The organism is Methylobacterium oxalidis (assembly GCF_007992195.1).
GTDB classification, from domain to species: domain Bacteria; phylum Pseudomonadota; class Alphaproteobacteria; order Rhizobiales; family Beijerinckiaceae; genus Methylobacterium; species Methylobacterium oxalidis.
On record NZ_BJZU01000039.1, the window covers coordinates 15,272 to 32,632 of the forward strand.

Annotated in this window: 18 protein-coding genes; 10 read left to right on the plus strand and 8 right to left on the minus strand. The window is 73.0% G+C overall.

From position 1 onward, the window contains the following. The first annotated feature begins 212 nt into the window (after positions 1 to 212). The 4 genes from rpoN (at position 213) to MOX02_RS11075 (ending at position 3,423) form a co-directional block, all read left to right on the plus strand. Entirely contained in the window at positions 213 to 1,763 is a 1,551-nt protein-coding gene (gene rpoN / locus MOX02_RS11060; protein WP_147025849.1) for an RNA polymerase factor sigma-54, read from the plus strand. A gap of 94 nt (positions 1,764 to 1,857) precedes the next feature. Next, a complete protein-coding gene (gene hpf / locus MOX02_RS11065; RefSeq protein WP_147025850.1) occupies positions 1,858 to 2,463 on the plus strand; it encodes a ribosome hibernation-promoting factor, HPF/YfiA family in 606 nt (201 codons plus the stop codon). A gap of 148 nt (positions 2,464 to 2,611) precedes the next feature. Continuing rightward, positions 2,612 to 3,079, plus strand: coding sequence for a PTS IIA-like nitrogen regulatory protein PtsN (gene ptsN, locus MOX02_RS11070; protein WP_147025851.1), 468 nt, complete (start codon positions 2,612 to 2,614; stop codon positions 3,077 to 3,079). 53 nt (positions 3,080 to 3,132) lie between these two features. Then, a complete protein-coding gene (locus MOX02_RS11075) occupies positions 3,133 to 3,423 on the plus strand; it encodes a hypothetical protein (RefSeq protein WP_147025865.1) in 291 nt (96 codons plus the stop codon). An 18-nt stretch (positions 3,424 to 3,441) separates the two neighbouring features. Here the strand turns inward: MOX02_RS11075 and MOX02_RS11080 are convergent, their stop codons facing one another. The 3 genes from MOX02_RS11080 to ftsE all read right to left on the minus strand — a co-directional run bounded on the left by MOX02_RS11080 (position 3,442) and on the right by ftsE (position 6,032). Next, positions 3,442 to 4,257 (minus strand): YdcF family protein, encoded by an 816-nt coding sequence (locus tag MOX02_RS11080; RefSeq protein WP_147025852.1) that lies wholly within the window; start codon positions 4,255 to 4,257, stop codon positions 3,442 to 3,444. Positions 4,258 to 4,380: 123 nt separating this feature from the next. Next, positions 4,381 to 5,334, minus strand: coding sequence for a cell division protein FtsX (locus tag MOX02_RS11085; RefSeq protein ID WP_238179105.1), 954 nt, complete (start codon positions 5,332 to 5,334; stop codon positions 4,381 to 4,383). After that, positions 5,334 to 6,032: a cell division ATP-binding protein FtsE gene (ftsE, locus tag MOX02_RS11090; protein WP_174804913.1), complete on the minus strand. Its 699-nt coding sequence runs from the start codon at positions 6,030 to 6,032 to the stop codon at positions 5,334 to 5,336. Before ftsE ends, MOX02_RS11085 begins: the two co-directional genes overlap by 1 nt. A 193-nt stretch (positions 6,033 to 6,225) precedes the next feature. On the opposite strand from ftsE, the gene MOX02_RS11095 reads away from it, so the two are divergent. From MOX02_RS11095 to MOX02_RS11105, 3 genes are all read left to right on the plus strand, one after another. Next, positions 6,226 to 6,975, plus strand: coding sequence for a zinc-ribbon domain-containing protein (locus tag MOX02_RS11095; RefSeq protein WP_147025855.1), 750 nt, complete (start codon positions 6,226 to 6,228; stop codon positions 6,973 to 6,975). A gap of 105 nt (positions 6,976 to 7,080) precedes the next feature. Continuing rightward, positions 7,081 to 7,650 carry a hypoxanthine phosphoribosyltransferase gene (hpt, locus tag MOX02_RS11100; RefSeq protein ID WP_147025856.1) on the plus strand — a complete coding sequence of 190 codons (570 nt, stop codon included), beginning with the start codon at positions 7,081 to 7,083 and terminating at the stop codon, positions 7,648 to 7,650. Positions 7,651 to 7,812: 162 nt separating this feature from the next. Next, a complete protein-coding gene (locus MOX02_RS11105; RefSeq protein WP_132256913.1) occupies positions 7,813 to 8,178 on the plus strand; it encodes a response regulator in 366 nt (121 codons plus the stop codon). 412 nt (positions 8,179 to 8,590) lie between these two features. Here the strand turns inward: MOX02_RS11105 and MOX02_RS11110 are convergent, their stop codons facing one another. The 3 genes from MOX02_RS11110 to MOX02_RS11120 form a co-directional block, all read right to left on the minus strand. After that, positions 8,591 to 10,264 carry a formate--tetrahydrofolate ligase gene (locus MOX02_RS11110; RefSeq protein ID WP_147025857.1) on the minus strand — a complete coding sequence of 558 codons (1,674 nt, stop codon included), beginning with the start codon at positions 10,262 to 10,264 and terminating at the stop codon, positions 8,591 to 8,593. 266 nt (positions 10,265 to 10,530) lie between these two features. Further along, the gene (aptA, locus tag MOX02_RS11115) at positions 10,531 to 11,868 is read right to left on the minus strand and encodes an omega-aminotransferase AptA (RefSeq protein ID WP_147025858.1); all 1,338 of its coding nucleotides are present in this window, start codon (positions 11,866 to 11,868) and stop codon (positions 10,531 to 10,533) included. Between the two features lie 14 nt (positions 11,869 to 11,882). Then, positions 11,883 to 12,107, minus strand: a complete 225-nt coding sequence (locus MOX02_RS11120; RefSeq protein WP_147025859.1) for a heavy-metal-associated domain-containing protein — start codon at positions 12,105 to 12,107, stop codon at positions 11,883 to 11,885. 306 nt (positions 12,108 to 12,413) lie between these two features. Between MOX02_RS11120 and MOX02_RS11125 the strand changes: the two genes are divergently transcribed. Further along, the gene (locus MOX02_RS11125; protein ID WP_147025860.1) at positions 12,414 to 13,916 is read left to right on the plus strand and encodes an EAL domain-containing protein; all 1,503 of its coding nucleotides are present in this window, start codon (positions 12,414 to 12,416) and stop codon (positions 13,914 to 13,916) included. 70 nt (positions 13,917 to 13,986) lie between these two features. Further along, positions 13,987 to 14,910, plus strand: a complete 924-nt coding sequence (locus MOX02_RS11130; protein ID WP_147025861.1) for a TIGR01459 family HAD-type hydrolase — start codon at positions 13,987 to 13,989, stop codon at positions 14,908 to 14,910. A 6-nt stretch (positions 14,911 to 14,916) separates the two neighbouring features. Here the strand turns inward: MOX02_RS11130 and MOX02_RS11135 are convergent, their stop codons facing one another. Beyond that, the gene (locus MOX02_RS11135; RefSeq protein ID WP_147025862.1) at positions 14,917 to 15,447 is read right to left on the minus strand and encodes a protein phosphatase CheZ; all 531 of its coding nucleotides are present in this window, start codon (positions 15,445 to 15,447) and stop codon (positions 14,917 to 14,919) included. Between the two features lie 92 nt (positions 15,448 to 15,539). Further along, positions 15,540 to 15,923: a response regulator gene (locus MOX02_RS11140; protein WP_109889715.1), complete on the minus strand. Its 384-nt coding sequence runs from the start codon at positions 15,921 to 15,923 to the stop codon at positions 15,540 to 15,542. Between the two features lie 254 nt (positions 15,924 to 16,177). On the opposite strand from MOX02_RS11140, the gene MOX02_RS11145 reads away from it, so the two are divergent. Further along, positions 16,178 to 17,209 (plus strand): bifunctional riboflavin kinase/FAD synthetase, encoded by a 1,032-nt coding sequence (locus tag MOX02_RS11145; protein ID WP_147025863.1) that lies wholly within the window; start codon positions 16,178 to 16,180, stop codon positions 17,207 to 17,209. Positions 17,210 to 17,361 lie beyond the last annotated feature (152 nt).

The following is a 17,361-nucleotide window of genomic DNA, read 5'->3' on the forward strand; positions in this document are numbered from 1 at the left end:
CCCTCCGATCCACGCACACGTTCCCGCAAGGTATCGGGGCGATGATGCCCCTGTGCCGCGGAAGCCACGGCGGCGCGCGGTGAGCGCGGGCGCGCGATCACGCTTTGACGTGTCCGCGCATTGGGTCTAGATCTGGATCAAGGATTGGAAGCAAGAACCGTGCCGCATGCCGCGGCGGTTTCCACGTCTCGCTGGGGAATCGGGGCTTCGCGATGAGTTTGCTGCAACGGCTGGAGATGCGCCAGGGCCAGGCCCTGGTGATGACGCCGCAGCTTCTGCAGGCGATCAAGCTCCTCCAGCTCTCGCAACTCGACCTCGCCGCATACGTGGACGCCGAGCTCGAGCGCAACCCGCTCCTCGAACGAGCGGAGGGCGAGGCGGGGGAGAGCGCCCATGACGGCGCTGCCGCGGCCGGCGAGGGCGCGGCCGGTGAGGGCGACGGTGAGGGCGGCGAGCCCGAGTCCTGGCTCAGCCACGACATGAGCCCGAGCCGCAGCGAGATCGAGGGCGACTTCGACACGCGCCTCGATAACGTCTTCCCCGACGAGACCCCTGGCCCGAGCCGCGAGGCGTCCGCCGGGGACGTGCTCTCCCTGACGCCCGCGCCCTACGGCAACACGGGCGGCAGCTTCGACGCCGAGGCGCCCGATTTCGAGGCGAGCCTGACGGCCGAGACGTCGCTGCGCGAGCACCTCGCCGCGCAGCTCGACCTCGCCACCCGCGATCCGATCGATCGGCTGATCGGCGGCTTCCTGATCGACGCGGTCGACGAGGCCGGGTACCTGCGCGAGTCGATCGATGCGGTCGCCGAGCGCCTGGGCACCGACCTCGACGCCGTCGCCCGCGTCCTGAAGATCGTCCAGGGCTTCGACCCGGCGGGCGTCGCCGCCCGCGACCTCGCCGAGTGCCTCGCCATCCAGCTGCGCGAGAAGGACCGCTACGACCCGGCCATGCAGGCGCTGGTCTCCCGCCTCGACCTCGTGGCCCGGCGCGACTTCCCGGCCCTGCGCCGCGTCTGCGGCGTCGACGACGAGGATCTCGTCGAGATGCTCGCCGAGATCCGCCGCCTCGACCCGAAGCCCGGCCGCGCCTTCGGGACGAGCGCCGTCGAGGTGCTGATCCCGGACGTGTTTGTGCGGCCGGCGCCGGACGGCTCCTGGCTGGTCGAGCTCAACGGCGAGGCGCTGCCCCGCGTCCTCGTCAACCAGAGCTACTATGCCCGGGTCTCGCGCAACGCCGTCGCCGACGGCGACAAGGCCTTCCTGTCCGAGTGCCTGCAGACCGCCAACTGGCTGACCCGCAGCCTGGAGCAGCGCGCCCGCACCATCCTCAAGGTCGCCACCGAGATCGTGCGCCAGCAGGACGGCTTCTTCGTGCACGGGGTCACGCACCTGCGACCGCTCAACCTGAAGACGGTGGCCGAGGCGATCGGCATGCACGAGAGCACCGTGTCGCGGGTCACCTCCAACAAGTCGATCGGCACGAGCCGCGGCACGCTGGAGATGAAGTACTTCTTCACCGCCGCGATCCCGGGCGCGGCGGGCGCGGCGGCCCACTCCTCGGAGGCCGTGCGCCACCGCATCAAGCAACTCGTCGACGGCGAGACGCCGAGCGACGTGCTCTCGGACGACGCGCTCGTGCAGAAGCTGCGCGACGAGGGCATCGACATCGCCCGCCGGACCGTGGCCAAGTACCGGGAATCCCTGCGCATCCCCTCCTCGATCGAGCGCCGGCGGGGCAATTTCGCGCAGGCCCTGCGCTGAGGCCGGCCGTCGGGAGCCGGGCCGGCGGGCGCGTTGACTTCTGAAGGCGGCAATCCTTAACTCGGGTCAACCACATCGAGAGACCGGAGGAATCATGGGGTCATTGCGCGTCACAGGCCACGGCCTGGACCTCGGCGAGTCCCTACGAGGACGTGTCGAAGAGCGGATGGCTGCCACCCTCTCGAAATACCTCGACAGCCACATGAACGGGACGTGCTCCGGCCACGTCACCCTGCGGCGGGACGGGACCGCCTACCGGACGGACTGCGTGCTCCACCTCGTCTCCGGCCTGACGATCGAGGCATCCTCGGCCGCCCACGACGCCCGCGCGAGCTTCGAGCAGACGGCCGACCGGCTGGAGAAGCGGCTGCGGCGCTACAAGCACAAGCTCAAGGACCACAACGCCGCCGAGCACAACGGCGCCACCGTCGAGGCCGCCTACGCGGTGTTCGCCGCCCCCGTGGACGACGTCGAGGACGAGGGCGACGAGGAGCCGGATGGGGCCGCCCACCCGCCAGTCGTGGCCGAGAGCACCAAGACCCTGAAGCGCCACTCGGTCAGCGAGGCGGTGTCGGCGCTCGACATGACGGGGGCCCCCGTCCTCGTCTTCGTTCACGCTGGCACCGGGCGCATCAACGTCGTATATCGGCGCAGCGACGGGGCGATCGGCTGGGTCGATCCCCCGGACGCCGCGTCCTGAAGCCGACGCGCGGGGAGCGGGGCCGGAACCGGCCTCGGACGCCGCTCATTGACCATGGGGCCGCGCGGGTCCGGGCTGAGGCCGGGCGCGGCAACAAACTCACTGCGCGGGGTCCGCCAGGACCCTGCCGACGGGGCAGCGGTCCTCCATGTCAGTGCTGGAATTCCTGGATCCGAATTCCGTGATGCCGTCGCTGCGCGCCCGCGCCAAGAAGCAGGTCCTCCAGGACCTGAGCGCCCAGGCCGCCCGCCGCCTGCCCGCCCTCGACGAGCGGGAGGTGTTCGAGACCCTGCTGCAGCGCGAGCGTCTCGGCTCCACCGGGATCGGCGACGGCGTCGCCATCCCGCATGGCAAGCTGCCGGGGCTCGACCGGCTGTTCGGTCTCGTCGCCCGCCTCGAGCGGCCGGTCGATTTCGAGGCGCTCGACGGGCAGCCGGTGGACATCGCCTTCCTGCTGCTCGCGCCCGAGGGGGCCGGGGCCGACCACCTCAAGGCGCTCGCCCAGGTCGCCCGCATCCTGCGCGAGCCCGGCATGCTGGAGCGGATCCGCGCCGCCCGCGACGCGAGCGCCCTCTACGCGCTCCTCACCCACACCTCGGCCTCGCAGGCCGCCTGAGAGACCCTCCCGTGACCCGACCGTCCCTCCGCCGCGCGGGCGCGCTCGCCCTCATGGTCCTCGCCGCACCGGCCGCCGCCCAGGGCGGGGACACGGCCTGTGCCCGCGACGTCCTCGTCGCGCAGTCGATGCAGCGGCAGGCGATCGACCAGCTGGAGCAGGCGGAGGGCGACGACGGCTCCCGCTGCCGCGTCTGGCGCCGCCACGTCGAGACCATGCGCCGGGTCGCGACGGTGTACGGCCGCTGCCTGTCGGGGGGCGAGCGCACGGACCGGCTTGCTCAGGTCCAGGGCTCGGAGAAGGAGTTCGCGGCGCTGATCAAGAGCCGCTGCCGCAGGACGTGACGCCTGGCCCGCCGGCCGTCACTCCAGCCCGCGGACCACCGGCTCGGCCACCATCTTCACGGGCTTGCCGCGGCCGATGATCACCGCCGCGTGCGAGGTCTCGGGGTCGTTCTCGAACCGCGTCCGCAGCCACGCCACCAGGAACTTCACGTACTCCGCCGCCAGGAGCCGGGCGGCGGGCGGGTGCTGCCACCAGCGGCCGGCGTCGAACCCCTCCGCCACGACGGGGTAGGGCACCACCCGGTCGCCGCCGGTGAGCGCGTGGTCGAGCTCGATCAGGGTGCGCGGCATGTGGTAGTTCGAGGTCACCACGGCCACGGTGCTGAAGCGGTTCCGCTGCATCCAGCGCCGGGTCTCGATGGCGTTGCCGATGGTGTTGCGAGCCCGGTAGTCGAGGTCGACGCAGCACTCGATCCAGCCGCGCTGGGTCGGGTTGAGCCGGGCGATCTGGTCGCGGCTCGTGCGCTCGTTCACGCCGGTGATCAGGAGCCGCCGGCCGTAGCCGGCCGCGAGGAGATCGATCGCCTCGCCGATCCGCTCGGCGCCCCCCGTCAGCGCCACGATCCCGTCGGCCCGGCCCGGCGGGACCCGCTCGGTGCGCTCCAGGCAGGCGACGAAGGCGAGGAACCCCGCCACCAGCGCGACGCAGCCGAGGCCGCCGAAGCCGAGGGTGAGCGTGCCGAGGACGCCGAGCCGCGCGGCGGCTCCCTCGCCGGCCCCCGGGGCGCTGGGCATCCGGGCCGCGCGCACCGGCGGGCGCGGGGCCGCCCGGCCCGCTTCCTGCCAAGCCCAGCCGAAAGCGTCGGCCGGCCTCATGTCGGGAACGCGTGGCATCCGCGGGTTCATACTCCCAGAAGATAGTGGCGATTGCGGCGCCGGAGAGGCAAGTATTCCGCTCCTCCAAAGGTTCACAAAGGGTTAACGGCCTCCTCGCGTCCGTACGGGAGCGGCGCCGGCTCAGGCGAGGAAGCGCCGGACCGTCAGGCGCGAGACGACGCCGGTCACCACGGAGGCGATCACCCCGATGAGGAGGACGGCGGCGTAGCCCCGCCAGCCGATGTGGAAGGCGCCGAACAGGGCCTCGATCTCGTCGCCCGCCGGGCCGGAGCGCCAGGCGCGGGCCATCAGCCCCGCGAAGGCGAAGGCCGCGAGCGCCAGCCCCGCCCCGATCGCGCCCCCGCGCAGGCCGAGGCCGAAGAAGCGCCGCTGGAAGGCGCGGGCGATGTAGTCGTCGTCGGCGCCCACGAAGTGGAGCACCTCCACCACCTCGCGGTTGCCCGCCATGGCGCCGCGGGTCGCGAAGGCGACGGCGAGGCCCGTGGCGATCAGCACCAGGGCGACGATGCCGACCCCGACCCCGACGAAGGTGGTCGCCATGGTCGAGAGCCGCTGCTGCCAGAGGGCGTGGTCGTCGAGGCTCGCCACGCCGGGCAGCGCCTCGGCGAGCGCCGTGCGGAGCCGCTTCAGGTCCGGGGCCGGGCTGTCGGCGAGCTTGAGGGTGATCAGGCGCGGCACCGGCAGGTCGGACAGGTCGAGGCCGCTGCCGAGCCAGGGCTCGAGCAGGCGCTCGGCCTCGGCCTTGGAGAAGACGCGGGTGGCCCGGATGCCGGGCTCGGCCTTCGCGACCGCGTCGGCCCGGGCGATGTCGGCCTCGATGTCGCGGCCCGGGCCCGGGCGGACCTGGATCGTCACCTCCTGGGCCACGGCGCCCCGCCACTGGTCGGCGCTGGAGGCGACGATCTCGGCGGCCCCCGCGCAGAGGGCGGCCAGGAAGGTGAGGATGGCGATGACGGCCGCGAGCGAGCGGCTCGCGGCGGAATCCGTCGGCACCAGCGGCGCGTTCCGGCGGAGCGTCGGGGGCAGGGCGGGCTCGGGGACCGGCGCCGCGGCCGGGGACGGGGAGGCGGCCATCATTCCTCGATCTGCAGGCGGCCGTGGCCGAGCACCATGCGCCGGGTCGGGAACAGGTCCATCAGCCCGAAATCGTGGGTGGCGATGATGACGGAGGTACCGAGCTTGTTCAGCTCCACGAAGAGCCGCAGCAGGCGGCGGCCGAGCCCCGGATCGACGTTGCCGGTGGGCTCGTCGGCGAGCAGCAGCTCCGGCCGGGCGATCAGGGCACGGGCGATGGCGGCGCGCTGCTTCTCGCCGCCCGACAGGAGGGGCGGCAGCACGTGCATGCGCTCGCCGAGGCCGACCCAGCGCAGCAGCTCGACGACCTCGGCCCGGTAGCTCGTCTCGGCCCGGCCCTGGACGCGCAGGGGCAGCGCCACGTTCTCGTAGGTGGTGAGATGGTCGAGGAGGCGGAAATCCTGGAACACGACGCCCATGCGGCGGCGCAGGCCGGTCAGCGCCTCGCTGGAGATGCCGCTCACCTCCTCGCCGAAGACCGAGACGAGGCCGCGGGTCGGGCGGACCGAGAGCAGGATCAGGCGCAAGAGCGTGGTCTTGCCGGCCCCCGAGGGCCCGGTGAGGAACTGGAAGGAGCGCGGCGCGATCCGGAAGCTCACGTCGGAGAGCACCTCCGGCCCGAGGCCGTAGCGCATCCCGACATTCTCGAACTGGACCACCGGCTCCTCAGCGCCGGAGAGAAGGCTGCCTGTCTTCACCCGTTCGCCCAACTTGTGGTGCCCGCCGCGTCGAGCCCGGATTGACCCCGCGGGCCGCCGTTTTTCAAGCCCCGTCCCGTCCGGGTCGCCGCCCGGCGGGCTTCACCGGGGGTTAACCCTGTGCCGCGACAACCATGTGCGTGGATTCTTCACGGGCGGCAACCGCCGATTCGGGGCCGGAGGCCCCACACCCATGCTGATCGTCTGTCCCGCCTGCGCCAGCGAGTACCGGATCGAGGCGGACCGCGTCGGCATGGAGGGCCGCTCCGTGCGCTGCGCGGCCTGCCGCGAGACGTGGTTCGTCAGCCCCGCCGACGTGCTGGCCGGCCGCAGCGCCGAGCTCGACGCGCAGTGGGAGGGGGTCGCGGAATCCGAGGGCGGCGTCCCGGCCCCAGAGCCCGCCGGTGCCGTGGTCGAGAACGTGCCGCCGCGCCCGGCGCGCCGCCGCCGCGGCGCCGCGCTCCCGCCCTCCGGCAAGCCCGCCCGGCGCAAGGGCATAGCCGGCCTCTCCCCGGCGAGGGCGGCGGCGCTCGCGCTTCTGGCCGCGCTGCCGCTCGCCCTCCTCGCCCGGACCACGGTGGTGCGGGCGATGCCGCAGACGGCGGGGCTCTACGCCCGGATCGGCCTGCCGGTGAACCTGCGCGGGCTGGAGCTGCGCGACGTCGTCGCCTTCCGTACGCCCGGCGTGGACGGCATGCCGGCGCGGCTCAGCGTCGAGGGGGACGTCCTCGGCGTCGCCGCGCACGCGGTGCCCGTCCCGGTCCTCGAGGTCGAGGTGCGGGACGTCGACGGCCGCCCCTTGCGGGTCTTCACGATCCCCGCGCCGCGCCCGACCCTGGAGGGGGCCGAACGCGCCCGCTTCGGCGCCCGCTTCGACGATCCCCCGGCCGAGGGCCGGGCGATCGAGGTCCGCTTCGCGGCGGCCGCCCCGGCGCATCCCTGAGCCGTTCCGGTCCGCTCCGGGCACGGGCCGGTTCCGCCACGGCACAGCTTATTTTTGCCCGCCGGGGCGTGGGCAGGCGGGCGCGAAATGCTCTATGAGAGGCCCATGACCAGCGCCTCCCGACGCGTCCGCGTCCTCTTCGATGAAGCCGCCATCGCGCGGCGCAACGAGGAACTCGCCCAGGAGATCCTCGCCACGAACCCGCAGAACCTGCTCGTCGTGGCGGTGCTCAAGGGCAGCTTCATGTTCGCCGCCGACCTGCTGCGGGCCCTGCACCGGGCCGGGCTCTCGCCGCAGGTCGAGTTCGTGCACCTGTCGAGCTACCGGACCGGCACCGTCTCGTCGGGGCAGGTCGAGATCCTGCGCGACGTCGAGAGCGAGGTGAAGGGCCGCGACGTGCTCCTCATCGACGACATCCTGGAATCCGGCCGGACCATCGTCTTCGCCAAGGACCTGCTGATGGCCCGCGGCGCCAAGCGCGTGATGACGGCGGTGCTCCTGGAGAAGCCCGGCAAGCGCGCCGTGACGATCGACGCCGACTTCGTCGGATTCACCTGCCCGGACGTGTTCGTGGTGGGCTACGGCATGGACGTGGCGCACGCCTTCCGGCAGCTGCCCTTCGTCGGCCTCGTGGATTACGAGAGCAGCGAGCCCGATCTGTTCGGCGGCGCCTGAGCCCCGCCCCGGCGCAACGGGATCTTCAGACATATCGCGGCATTTGCGCACAGGGATCGGCCGTCGGAACCCAACCGGCCGCTCGTACCTTGACAGGCACACGGGCGCTTGCGTGATTCGCGAGTTGCTTGTCGGCGCAATGGTTTTTCCAGACAGGACGGTATGGCGCGCATTCTGCTCGTCGACGATGAAGAGACGGTCCGCGGCTTCCTCAAGCGGGGGCTGGAGATCGATGGCCACGCCGTGGTCACGGCGATCGACGGCAGCGACGGGCTCGACCGCCTGAACGAGGCGGACGGCGCCTTCGACCTGATGCTCACCGACATCCGGATGCCGCTGATGGACGGCATCGCGCTGGCGCTCGCGGCCAAGCGCGACTTCCCGAACCTGACGATCCTGCTGATGACGGGCTTCGCCGACCAGCGCGAGCGCGCCCGCGGCCTCGACGCCATCGTCACCGACGTGCTGACCAAGCCCTTCTCCCTGGCCGACCTGCGCTCCACGGTGAACCGCGCCCTGGCGGCGTGAGGGCCGGGCAGACCCTCGGTATCGCCGCTGGCAGGACTTCGCGCGGAGGGACTTAGCTTTGCCCGAGACCGTGAATTCCGGGGTCTCGTCGGTGCGAGCCCCGGGACGATCGAGCGCATCGAGCGCCAGACTGCGCCCGAGCCCCGTCCCCCCGGCGGTGGTCTGAGGCCCGGACCCGCCAGATAGGGGTCAGCGTCCTGGGCATTCCCCGGCAGCAGCGATCGAGAGGTGGAACAGGCAACCGTCGCCTCTCCCGTTTGGGAGAGGAGGCCGGCCCTCACCTCTCCCGTTCGGGAGAGGTCGCGTGCGCGGCAGCGCACCGGGTGAGGGGTTCGCCGTATCCGGAAACCTCCCACCCCTCACCCTGTCCCTCTCCCGAACGGGAGAGGGGACCTGCTGCCGGGCCTTGCTCTCAGAACAGCCCGTCGATCTGGCCATTCGCGTCTAGGCGGATCGTGTCCGCGGCCGGGACCCGGGGCAGGCCGGGCATGGTCATGATCTCACCGCAGATCACCACGACGAAGCCGGCGCCCGCCGAGAGACGCACGTCGCGCACCCCGATGATGTGGCCGGTGGGCGCGCCCATCAGGTTCGGGTCGGTCGAGAAAGAGTACTGGGTCTTGGCCATGCAGACCGGAAGATGGCCGTAGCCCTCCTTCTCGAAGGCGGCGAGCTTGGTGGCGGCCTTGGACTCGATCTGGATGTCGGCGGCGCCGTAGAGCTTCGTCGCGATGGCCTTGATCTTGTCCGTGAGCTTGCCCTCGGTCTCGTAGGTGTAGGCGAGCGGCTTCCGCTCGCCCTCGGCGAGCTTCACCACCGCGCGCGCGAGCGCCTCCGCGCCCGCGCCGCCGTCCGCCCAGTGCTTGCAGGTGATGGCCTCGACCTGGAGCCTGTCGCGGCACAGGGCCTTCAGCGTCTCGTGCTCGGCATCGGTGTCGGCGTAGAAGTGGTTGACGCCGACGACCACCGGCAGGCCGAAGTTGCGCACGTTCGTGACGTGGCGCTCGAGGTTGGCGAAGCCCCGCTCCAGGGCCTCGATGTTCTCCGAGCCGAGGTCTTTCTTGTTGACGCCGCCGTGCATCTTGAGCGCGCGCACGGTCGCGACGATGACGACCGCCGACGGGGTCAGCCCGGCCTGACGGCACTTGATGTCGATGAACTTCTCCGCGCCGAGATCGGCGCCGAAGCCCGCCTCGGTCACGGTGTAGTCGGCGAGCCTGAGGCCGGCGCGGGTGGCGATCACCGAGTTGCAGCCGTGGGCGATGTTGGCGAAGGGGCCGCCATGGATGAGGGCCGGGTTGCCCTCCAGGGTCTGCACGAGGTTGGGCTGCAGCGCGTCCTTGAGGAGCACGGTCATCGCGCCCGTGGCCTTCACGTCCTTGAGGGTGACGAGCTTGCGGTCGCGGGTCTCGGCGATGACGATGCGGCCGAGGCGCTCCTCGAGATCCTCGAGGTTCTTGGCGAGGCAGAACACCGCCATCACCTCGGAGGCCACCGTGATGTCGAAGCCGTCCTCGCGCGGGAAGCCGTTGGCGACGCCGCCGAGCGACTGGTTGATGGCGCGCAGCGCCCGGTCGTTCATGTCGACCACGCGGCGCCAGAAGATGCGCCGCACGTCGATGTTGAGCTCGTTCGCCCAGTAGATGTGGTTGTCGATCAGCGCGGCGGCCAGCGAGTGCGCCGAGGTGATGGCGTGGAAGTCGCCGGTGAAGTGCAGGTTGATCTGCTCCATCGGCACGACCTGCGCCTTGCCGCCGCCCGCAGCACCCCCCTTCATGCCGAAGCAGGGGCCGAGCGAGGGCTCGCGCAGGCAGATCATGGTCTTCTGGCCGATGCGGTTCAGCGCGTCGCCGAGGCCGACCGTCGTCGTCGTCTTGCCTTCGCCGGCCGGCGTCGGGCTGATCGCGGTCACGAGGACGAGCTTGCCCTCGGGCCGGCTCTCCAGGCCCGCGATGTAGCCGTGGTCGATCTTGGCGATGTGCTTGCCGTAATTGTGGAGCGCGTCCTCCGGGATGCCGAGCTTCTCGGCGACCTGGGCGATCGGCTTCAGGGTCGCCGCGCGGGCGATCTCGATGTCTGAGGGCATGGTTTCCTCACCTGTTCACGAGGGCGTCGTGTGGCGTTCCGTTTCTTGGCCGGGGGCCGTTCTTGACCGGGAGACGGGAGCGCGCCGCCCCGGGAGGCTGCCGGACCGGCCCGTGCGCTTCTCATAGGCCGAGACGCGCGCGAGCCAAGGGCCGGGCCCGAACAATCGGGGCAGTTTGCGCGATGGCGGCCGGAATTGCGCGTCGGAAATTTTGAAGGCGCCGGCAAATTTTCGTTCGTGCCGGGGCGCCCGGGGGCGTCCCCGGCTCATGACGTCGCGCGGATCACCGGCTCCAGCCGGTCGACGATCTCGCCGATCTGGTCCTCGCGCACGATGAGCGGCGGGGTCAGGGCCAGGGTGTCGCCCGCCGCCCGCACCACGAGCCCCGCCTCGAAGGCCCGGTCCATGATGGTGAAGGCGCGCAGGCCCGGCGCGTCGGGCCGGGGCGCGAGGTCGATCGCGGCCGCCAGGCCCACGGTGCGGATGTCGAGGATGCCGGGCAGGCCGCGCAGGCTCATCACGGCCTGCCCGAAGGCGGGCTCGAGGGCGCGGGCGCGGGCGAACAGGTCCTCGTCACGGTAGAGGTCGAGGGTGGCGAGCGCCGCCGCGCAGGCGAGCGGGTGGCCCGAATAGGTGTAGCCGTGGAACAGCTCCACCGCGTGCTCGGGGCCCTGCATCAGCGCCGCGTGGACGGGTTCGCGAACGATCACGCCGCCCATCGGCACGGTGCCCGAGTTCACGGCCTTGGCGAAGGTGATCATGTCGGGCACGACGCCGTAGCGCTCGGCCGCGAAGGCGTGGCCGAGGCGGCCGAAGCCCGTGATGACCTCGTCGAAGATGAGGAGCAGGCCGTGCCGGTCGCAGAGCGCGCGCAGGCGCTCCAGGTAGCCCTTGGGCGGCGGCAGCACGCCGGTCGAGCCCGCCATCGGCTCGACGATCACGGCCGCGATGGTCGAGGCATCGTGCAGCTCGACGATCCGCTCCAGCGCGTCGGCGAGATGGCCGCCCCAGTCCGGCTCGCCGACCGTGAAGGCCTGCTGCGCGCGGTCGTAGGTGTGGGGCAGGTGGTCGATGCCCGGCAGGCCCGGCCCGAAGGCCCGGCGGTTGGCGCCGATGCCGCCTACCGCGATGCCGCCGAAGCCGACGCCGTGGTAGCCGCGCTCCCGCCCGATCAGCCGGGTGCGCCGGCCCTCGCCGCGGGCCTGCCAGTAGGCGAGGGCGATCTTGAGCGCCGTGTCGACCGCCTCCGAGCCCGAGTTGCAGAGGAAGACGCGGTCGAGATCCCCTGGGGCGAGGGCGGCGAGCCGCCCTGCCAGCGCGAAGGCGGCCGGGTGCCCGAACTGGAAGGGGGGCGCGTAGTCGAGCTCCCCCGCCTGCGCCCGGATCGCCCGCACAATCGGCTCGCGGCCGTGGCCGGCGTTGCAGCACCACAGGCCCGAGATCCCGTCGAGGACGCTGCGCCCGTCCGGCGTGCGGTAGTGCATGCCCTCGGCGCCCGAGACGAGGCGGGGCTTGCGGCGGAAGGCGCGGTTGGCCGTGAACGGCATCCACCAGGCGCCGAGGTCGTTCGGGCCGGGCAGGGGGGCCGGGGCGTTCGCGGGCATGGCGCGGGTCCGTTTCAGCCCGTCATCGCGGTCGCGGTGTAGCCGGCCTTGGTCAGCGCCTGGGCCACGTCGAGGCTCTGGGCGCTGGTGCGCACGGCCACGCGGCCGTGGGCGAGGTCGACCTCGACCTCGGCGCCGGGGTCGAGGCGCTGGATCGTGCGGCGCACGGCCTGCACGCAGCCGTCGCAGGTCATGCCCTCGACCTGCATCATCAGGAGATCGGTCCGCGTTCCGTCCATCGGCGCACCCTTGCCGCCCTGTCCAGCCCGCGCTGGCCCGTCCGGGCGGCACCTCCATGTCGGCCGGCCCGCCGCACGATGCAAGCGGGGCGCGGCGGGCCGTGCCGTGCAGGCCCGGGGTTCCGTCGGAGGCTCCGCGCAAGTCTCCGCGCAAGTCCATGTCACACCGGCCGGAAATCGCTTGCCGGCGTGGGGCGGCGCCTTGCCGGGGGCCACGGCCTCGGCGACAAGGTGGGATGCCCCGATTCGGCGCGGTCCGGCGGTGCAGTCTCTGTTCCCGCGTTCGAGGGGTTTGGGCTTAGTCCGATGGACCGGATCTTCGGCCGGCGCAGCAGCCTGTTGGCCCTGGGTCTCCTCGGGCTCGTCGTGCTCGGGCCCCTCGCCCTCGTCGCGCCGCTGGCCGCCGCCCTCGCGCTCACCCTGGCGGCGGCGCTCGCCGCCCTCCTGTCGCACCGCAAGGCGGCCGCGCTGAGCCTGCGCTGCGACAAGCTCTCCGCCGAGCTCGACGTGCTCTCGAAGCGCCTGATCCGGCTCGAAGCCGGCGCCGCCGCGTCCGCCGCAAACACGCCCCCGGCGGCCGATGCGGGGCTCGCTTCCGGTATCGAGGAGGTGACGGTCGAGATCGGCCTGCTGAGCGGCATCGTGCGCGATCTCGCCTCCGTGGTCGCCGCGCAGGACGGCGAGATCGCCCGGCTCAAGGCGGAGCCGCGCGCTCCGGCGCCGGTCCCGGCGCCCGCCCCGCTGCACGTTTCCGCGCCGGCCGCGCCGGCTCCCGCGCTCGTCCAGGCGGCGCCCCCCGCCGCTGCGCCGCCGCGTCCCGATCCCGAGCCCGCCGCGCGGCCCGCACCCTTCGCGCCGCGGCCGATCCCGCCGCCGCGACCGGCCGACACCGACCGCTTCCCCGCTCCCGCCGTGCCCGCTCCCGCCGTGCCGGCGCGCGCGGGTGCGCCGACGCACGGGGAGCGCGCCCGCGAGGAGGCGCTGCTGGCGGCCTTCGACCGCGACGGGCTTGAGGTTCACCTGCAGCCGATCGTGGTGCTGCCCCAGCGCAAGGTCGTGTCCTACGAGGCGCTGGCGCGGCTGCGCGTCGAAGGCGAGGTGCTGGCGCCGGAGGCGTTCCTGCCCGTGCTGGAGCGCTACGGCCGCACCACGGACCTCGACCGGCGCATGCTGCAGCGCGTCGCCACCATCGCCCGGCACCTCGCCGGCCGCGGCAGCGAGGCGGCGGTGGCCTACGGGCTGTCGCCGCTCTCCCTGTTCGAGCCGGGCTTCCTGCGCTCGCTCGCCCGCCTCGTCGCGGCGGAACCGGGGCTCGCGGGCCGGCTCGTGGTGGCGCTGCCGCAGGCGAGCTGGCGCAACCTCGACGCCGAGCAGGCGGCGGCGCTCGCCGCCCTGCGCGGCCGGATCGGCTTCATCCTCGACCGGCCGACCGACCTGCGCTTCGACGCCCTCGCGCTGGCCGAGCGCGGCGTCGCCCAGGTCAAGGTGCCGGCCGACCTGCTGCTGCGCCAGGCACCCGGGCGCGGGCACCTCGCCGACATCGCGGTGGAGGATCTGGTGGCCGCGCTCGGCCGGGCCGGTATCCGCCTCGTCGCCTGCGGCGTCGAGCACGAGGGCGACGTGCCGGACCTCATCGACCTCGACGTGCCCTTCGCGCAGGGGAGCGTCTTCGCCGCGCCCCGCGCCGTGCGGGCGGAGGTGCTCGCTGCGCCGCCGGCCCCGCCCGAGCCCCCGGCGCCGCCGGCGGACGAGCCCGAGCCGCCGCCCCAGCGCCGGCCCTTCCGCGACTTCCTGCGCCGGGCAAGCTGAGGCGGGACGCGTTGCAATCGGGCGGCATGGCGCCTAACCGGGCCCCGGAACAGCCAATCCAGGACGCTTCATGACAGCCTCACCCGTCCCGGCGGGCCCGGCGCAGGGCCCGGCCGCCATCCCGACGCTCGCGGGCTTCCGCGAGATCGCCCCGCGCCACGACCTCATCCTGTGCGACGTCTGGGGCGTCCTGCACGACGGCACGGTCGGCCATCGCGCGGCGGGCGAGGCCCTGATCCGCTTCCGCGGCCTCGCGCCGGAGGGGCGGCCGCGCCGGGTCATGCTGGTCTCGAACGCGCCGCGCCCCTGGCCGAGTGTGCAGGCGATCCTCGACGGCTACGGCGTGCCGCGGGAGGCCTACGACGCCATCCTCACCTCCGGCGACCTCACCCGCGACCTCGTCGCCCGGCACCCGGGGGCGCGGGTGCACCATCTCGGGCCGGAGCGGGATGCCCCGATCTTCGAGGGCCTCGACCTGACCCTGGTTCCGCCCGCGGAGGCACAGGTCGTGGTCTGCACCGGCCTGTTCGACGACACCCGCGAGACGGCCGACGACTACCGGGACACGCTTGCCGCCTTCCGGGCGCGCGCGGTGCCGATGATCTGCGCCAACCCCGACCTCGTGGTCGAGCGCGACAAGAAGCTCATCCCCTGCGCCGGGCTCATCGCGGCGGCCTACGCGGAGACCGGAGGCGAGGTCGTCTACGCGGGCAAGCCGTACCGGCCGATCTACGAGGCCGCGCTCGCGGCGGCCGGCGCCCTCGACGGACTTCCGGCCCCGGACCTGTCCCGGGTGCTGGCCGTCGGCGACGCGCTGCGCACCGACATCGCGGGCGCGTCGGCGTTCGGGATCGCGAGCCTGCTCGTGGCCCGCGGCATCCACGCGGAGGAGCTCGGCGTGCTGGCCGAGCACGACCGGCTCGGCGACGCGGCCGCCTGGCTCGCCCGCCAGAGCGTCCACCCGGACGCGCTGATCGAGCGCCTCGCCTGGTAGCGGGGCTCAGGCGAACAGGGCGTCGATGTCGTCCTGGGAGGTCGCCGGGCCGCCGATCTGCGGGCCGTTGAGGAGCAGGCGCTCGGCGCGGGCGCGGCGCTCGGACTCGGTCGGGTCGATACCGGATTCGTCGCGCGCCTTCACGGCGTTCGCGAAGCGGGCGAGGCGCAGCTCGAGCTGGCGCAGGGCCTCCACCACCTTGGAGATGCGCTGCCCGGTGATGTCCTGGAAGGCGCAGGCCTCGAAGATCTCGTAGATCTTCGCCTCGACGTTCTCGCGGTAATCGTCGTCGGGCAGGGCCAGCATCGCCTCAGCGGAGGCCATGATCTGGTTGGTGGCGCCCGCCGTGGCGGCGAGCACGTTGCCGAGCTCCTCGTGCGCCATCGGGATGCGGTCGCGGGTGATCTCGTTCGCCCGGAGCGCGGCGATCTCCTGGCGCAGGTGACTGATGTACTCGGCGATCTCGACGAGCTCGTTGATCACCGCGGGGGGCGTACGCTCGGGAGCCGTCTCCCGCGCCTTGCGTGCGAACAGCATCGGACACTGACTCCACAGGACGGCGGCGGGCGCCGCCGCCGGTACGCGCGGCCGGCCCCTCCCCGGAGCCCGGCCGCGGACGGGCCTTAGACTCAGGCGCCGCAGACCGCCTCGATCTTGCTCTTGAGCGTGGCGGCGTTGAACGGCTTCACGATGTAGTTGTTCACGCCGGCCTTCTTGGCCGCGATCACGTTCTCGGTCTTCGACTCGGCGGTGACCATGATGAAGGGCGTGGTGCGCAGGGACTCGTCGGCGCGCACGTGGCGCAGCAGCTCGTAGCCCGTCATCGGCTCCATGTTCCAGTCGGAGATCACGAGCCCGTACTTGCGGCTCTTCAGGCGCGCGAGCGCGGCGGTGCCGTCGGAGGCATCGTCCACCTCCTCGAAGCCGAGCTGCTTCAGGAGGTTGCGGATGATGCGGACCATGGTCTGGTAGTCGTCGACGACCAGGATCGGCATGCTGAGGTCGAGGGCCATGAGGGTTCTGCTCCGTGATCCCGGGGGACGGTGCGGCCACGTCCCCTGCGCGTATCGAGGGAGGCGCCAAGCGACGCGGCGCCTCATGGTCCTGAAATTACGACGGACCCGATTGCGAACCGGTTAACTGCGCGCCTGCGGACGCGTGCGCCCGCACCGGCCCGGGCGGCTCGCTTGACCCTCGGGGCGGTTTTCGACAGGGTCCGGCCGGCCTCCACGCCCCGCAAGCCCGGCCCGCCCGTCCCCATCGCCCCATGAGCCCGATATCGTCCGCCGACGAGAGCCCCGCGCGGCCCTTCACGGTCTGCCGCGAGGACGAGCCGCTGCCCGCCTCCCTGCGCGGCGCCGTGGCGGCGATCGGCAATTTCGACGGGGTGCACCGCGGCCACCGCATCCTCGTGGAGGCCGTGCGCGAGACGGCCGGGGCGGCAGGGCGGCCCGCCATCGTGCTCACCTTCGAGCCGCATCCGCGCGCCTACTTCGCGCCCCACCTGCCCCTGTTCCGGCTGACCGGGCCCGGCGCCAAGGAGATCGTGTTCCGCCGCCTCGGCCTCGACGGACTCGTCGTGCGCCGCTTCGACGCGGAGCTCGCCGGCACCGGCGCGCGCGACTTCGTGCGGCGCCTCCTGAAGGAGGATCTTGGGCTCTCGGGCGTGGTGATCGGCCACGATTTCCATTTCGGCCGCGGGCGCGAGGGCACGCCGGCGCTGCTGGCCGATCTCTGCCGCGAGGCGGGGCTCGCCTGCCGCATCATCCCGCCCGTGGCCCTGCCGGCGGAGGCCGAGCCCGTCTCGTCGAGCGCGATCCGGGCGGCCCTCGCCCGCGGGGACGTGGCCCGCGCGAACGCGCTCCTCGGCTACCGCTGGTTCGTGCAGGGCGTCGTGCGCCACGGCGACAAGCGCGGGCGCACCCTCGGCTACCCGACCGCCAACATCGCGCTCCCCGATTGCGGCCTCGCCCACGGCATCTACGCGGTGCGGGTACGGCTGCCGGACGGCCGCCCGCGGCCGGGCGTGGCGAGCTACGGTCGCCGCCCCACCTTCGACGACGGGGCGCCGCTCCTCGAGGTCAACCTGTTCGATTTCGCGGGCGATCTCTACGGGCAGGCGCTCGACGTGGAGTTCGCCGCCTTCATCCGCGGCGAGGAGCGCTTCGCGAGCGCCGAGGCGCTGATCGCCCGCATGGACATCGACGCGGCCGAGGCCCGCACCCTGCTGGAGGCGGGCCGGACCCCGTCGATGCTCGAGGGCGGGTCGCCTCTCCTGGCCGGGAGAGGGTTGGGGTAGGGGTACAGGTCTATCCGGAGAGGTCGCATCCCTCACCCGGTCCGCTCACGCGGACTCGACCTCTCCCGGACGGGAGAGGTGGGGCACCGGCCCTGCCTACGCTCACCTGAAACGATTGGGCGCGGGTCCCCTCTCCCGTTCGGGAGAGGGAC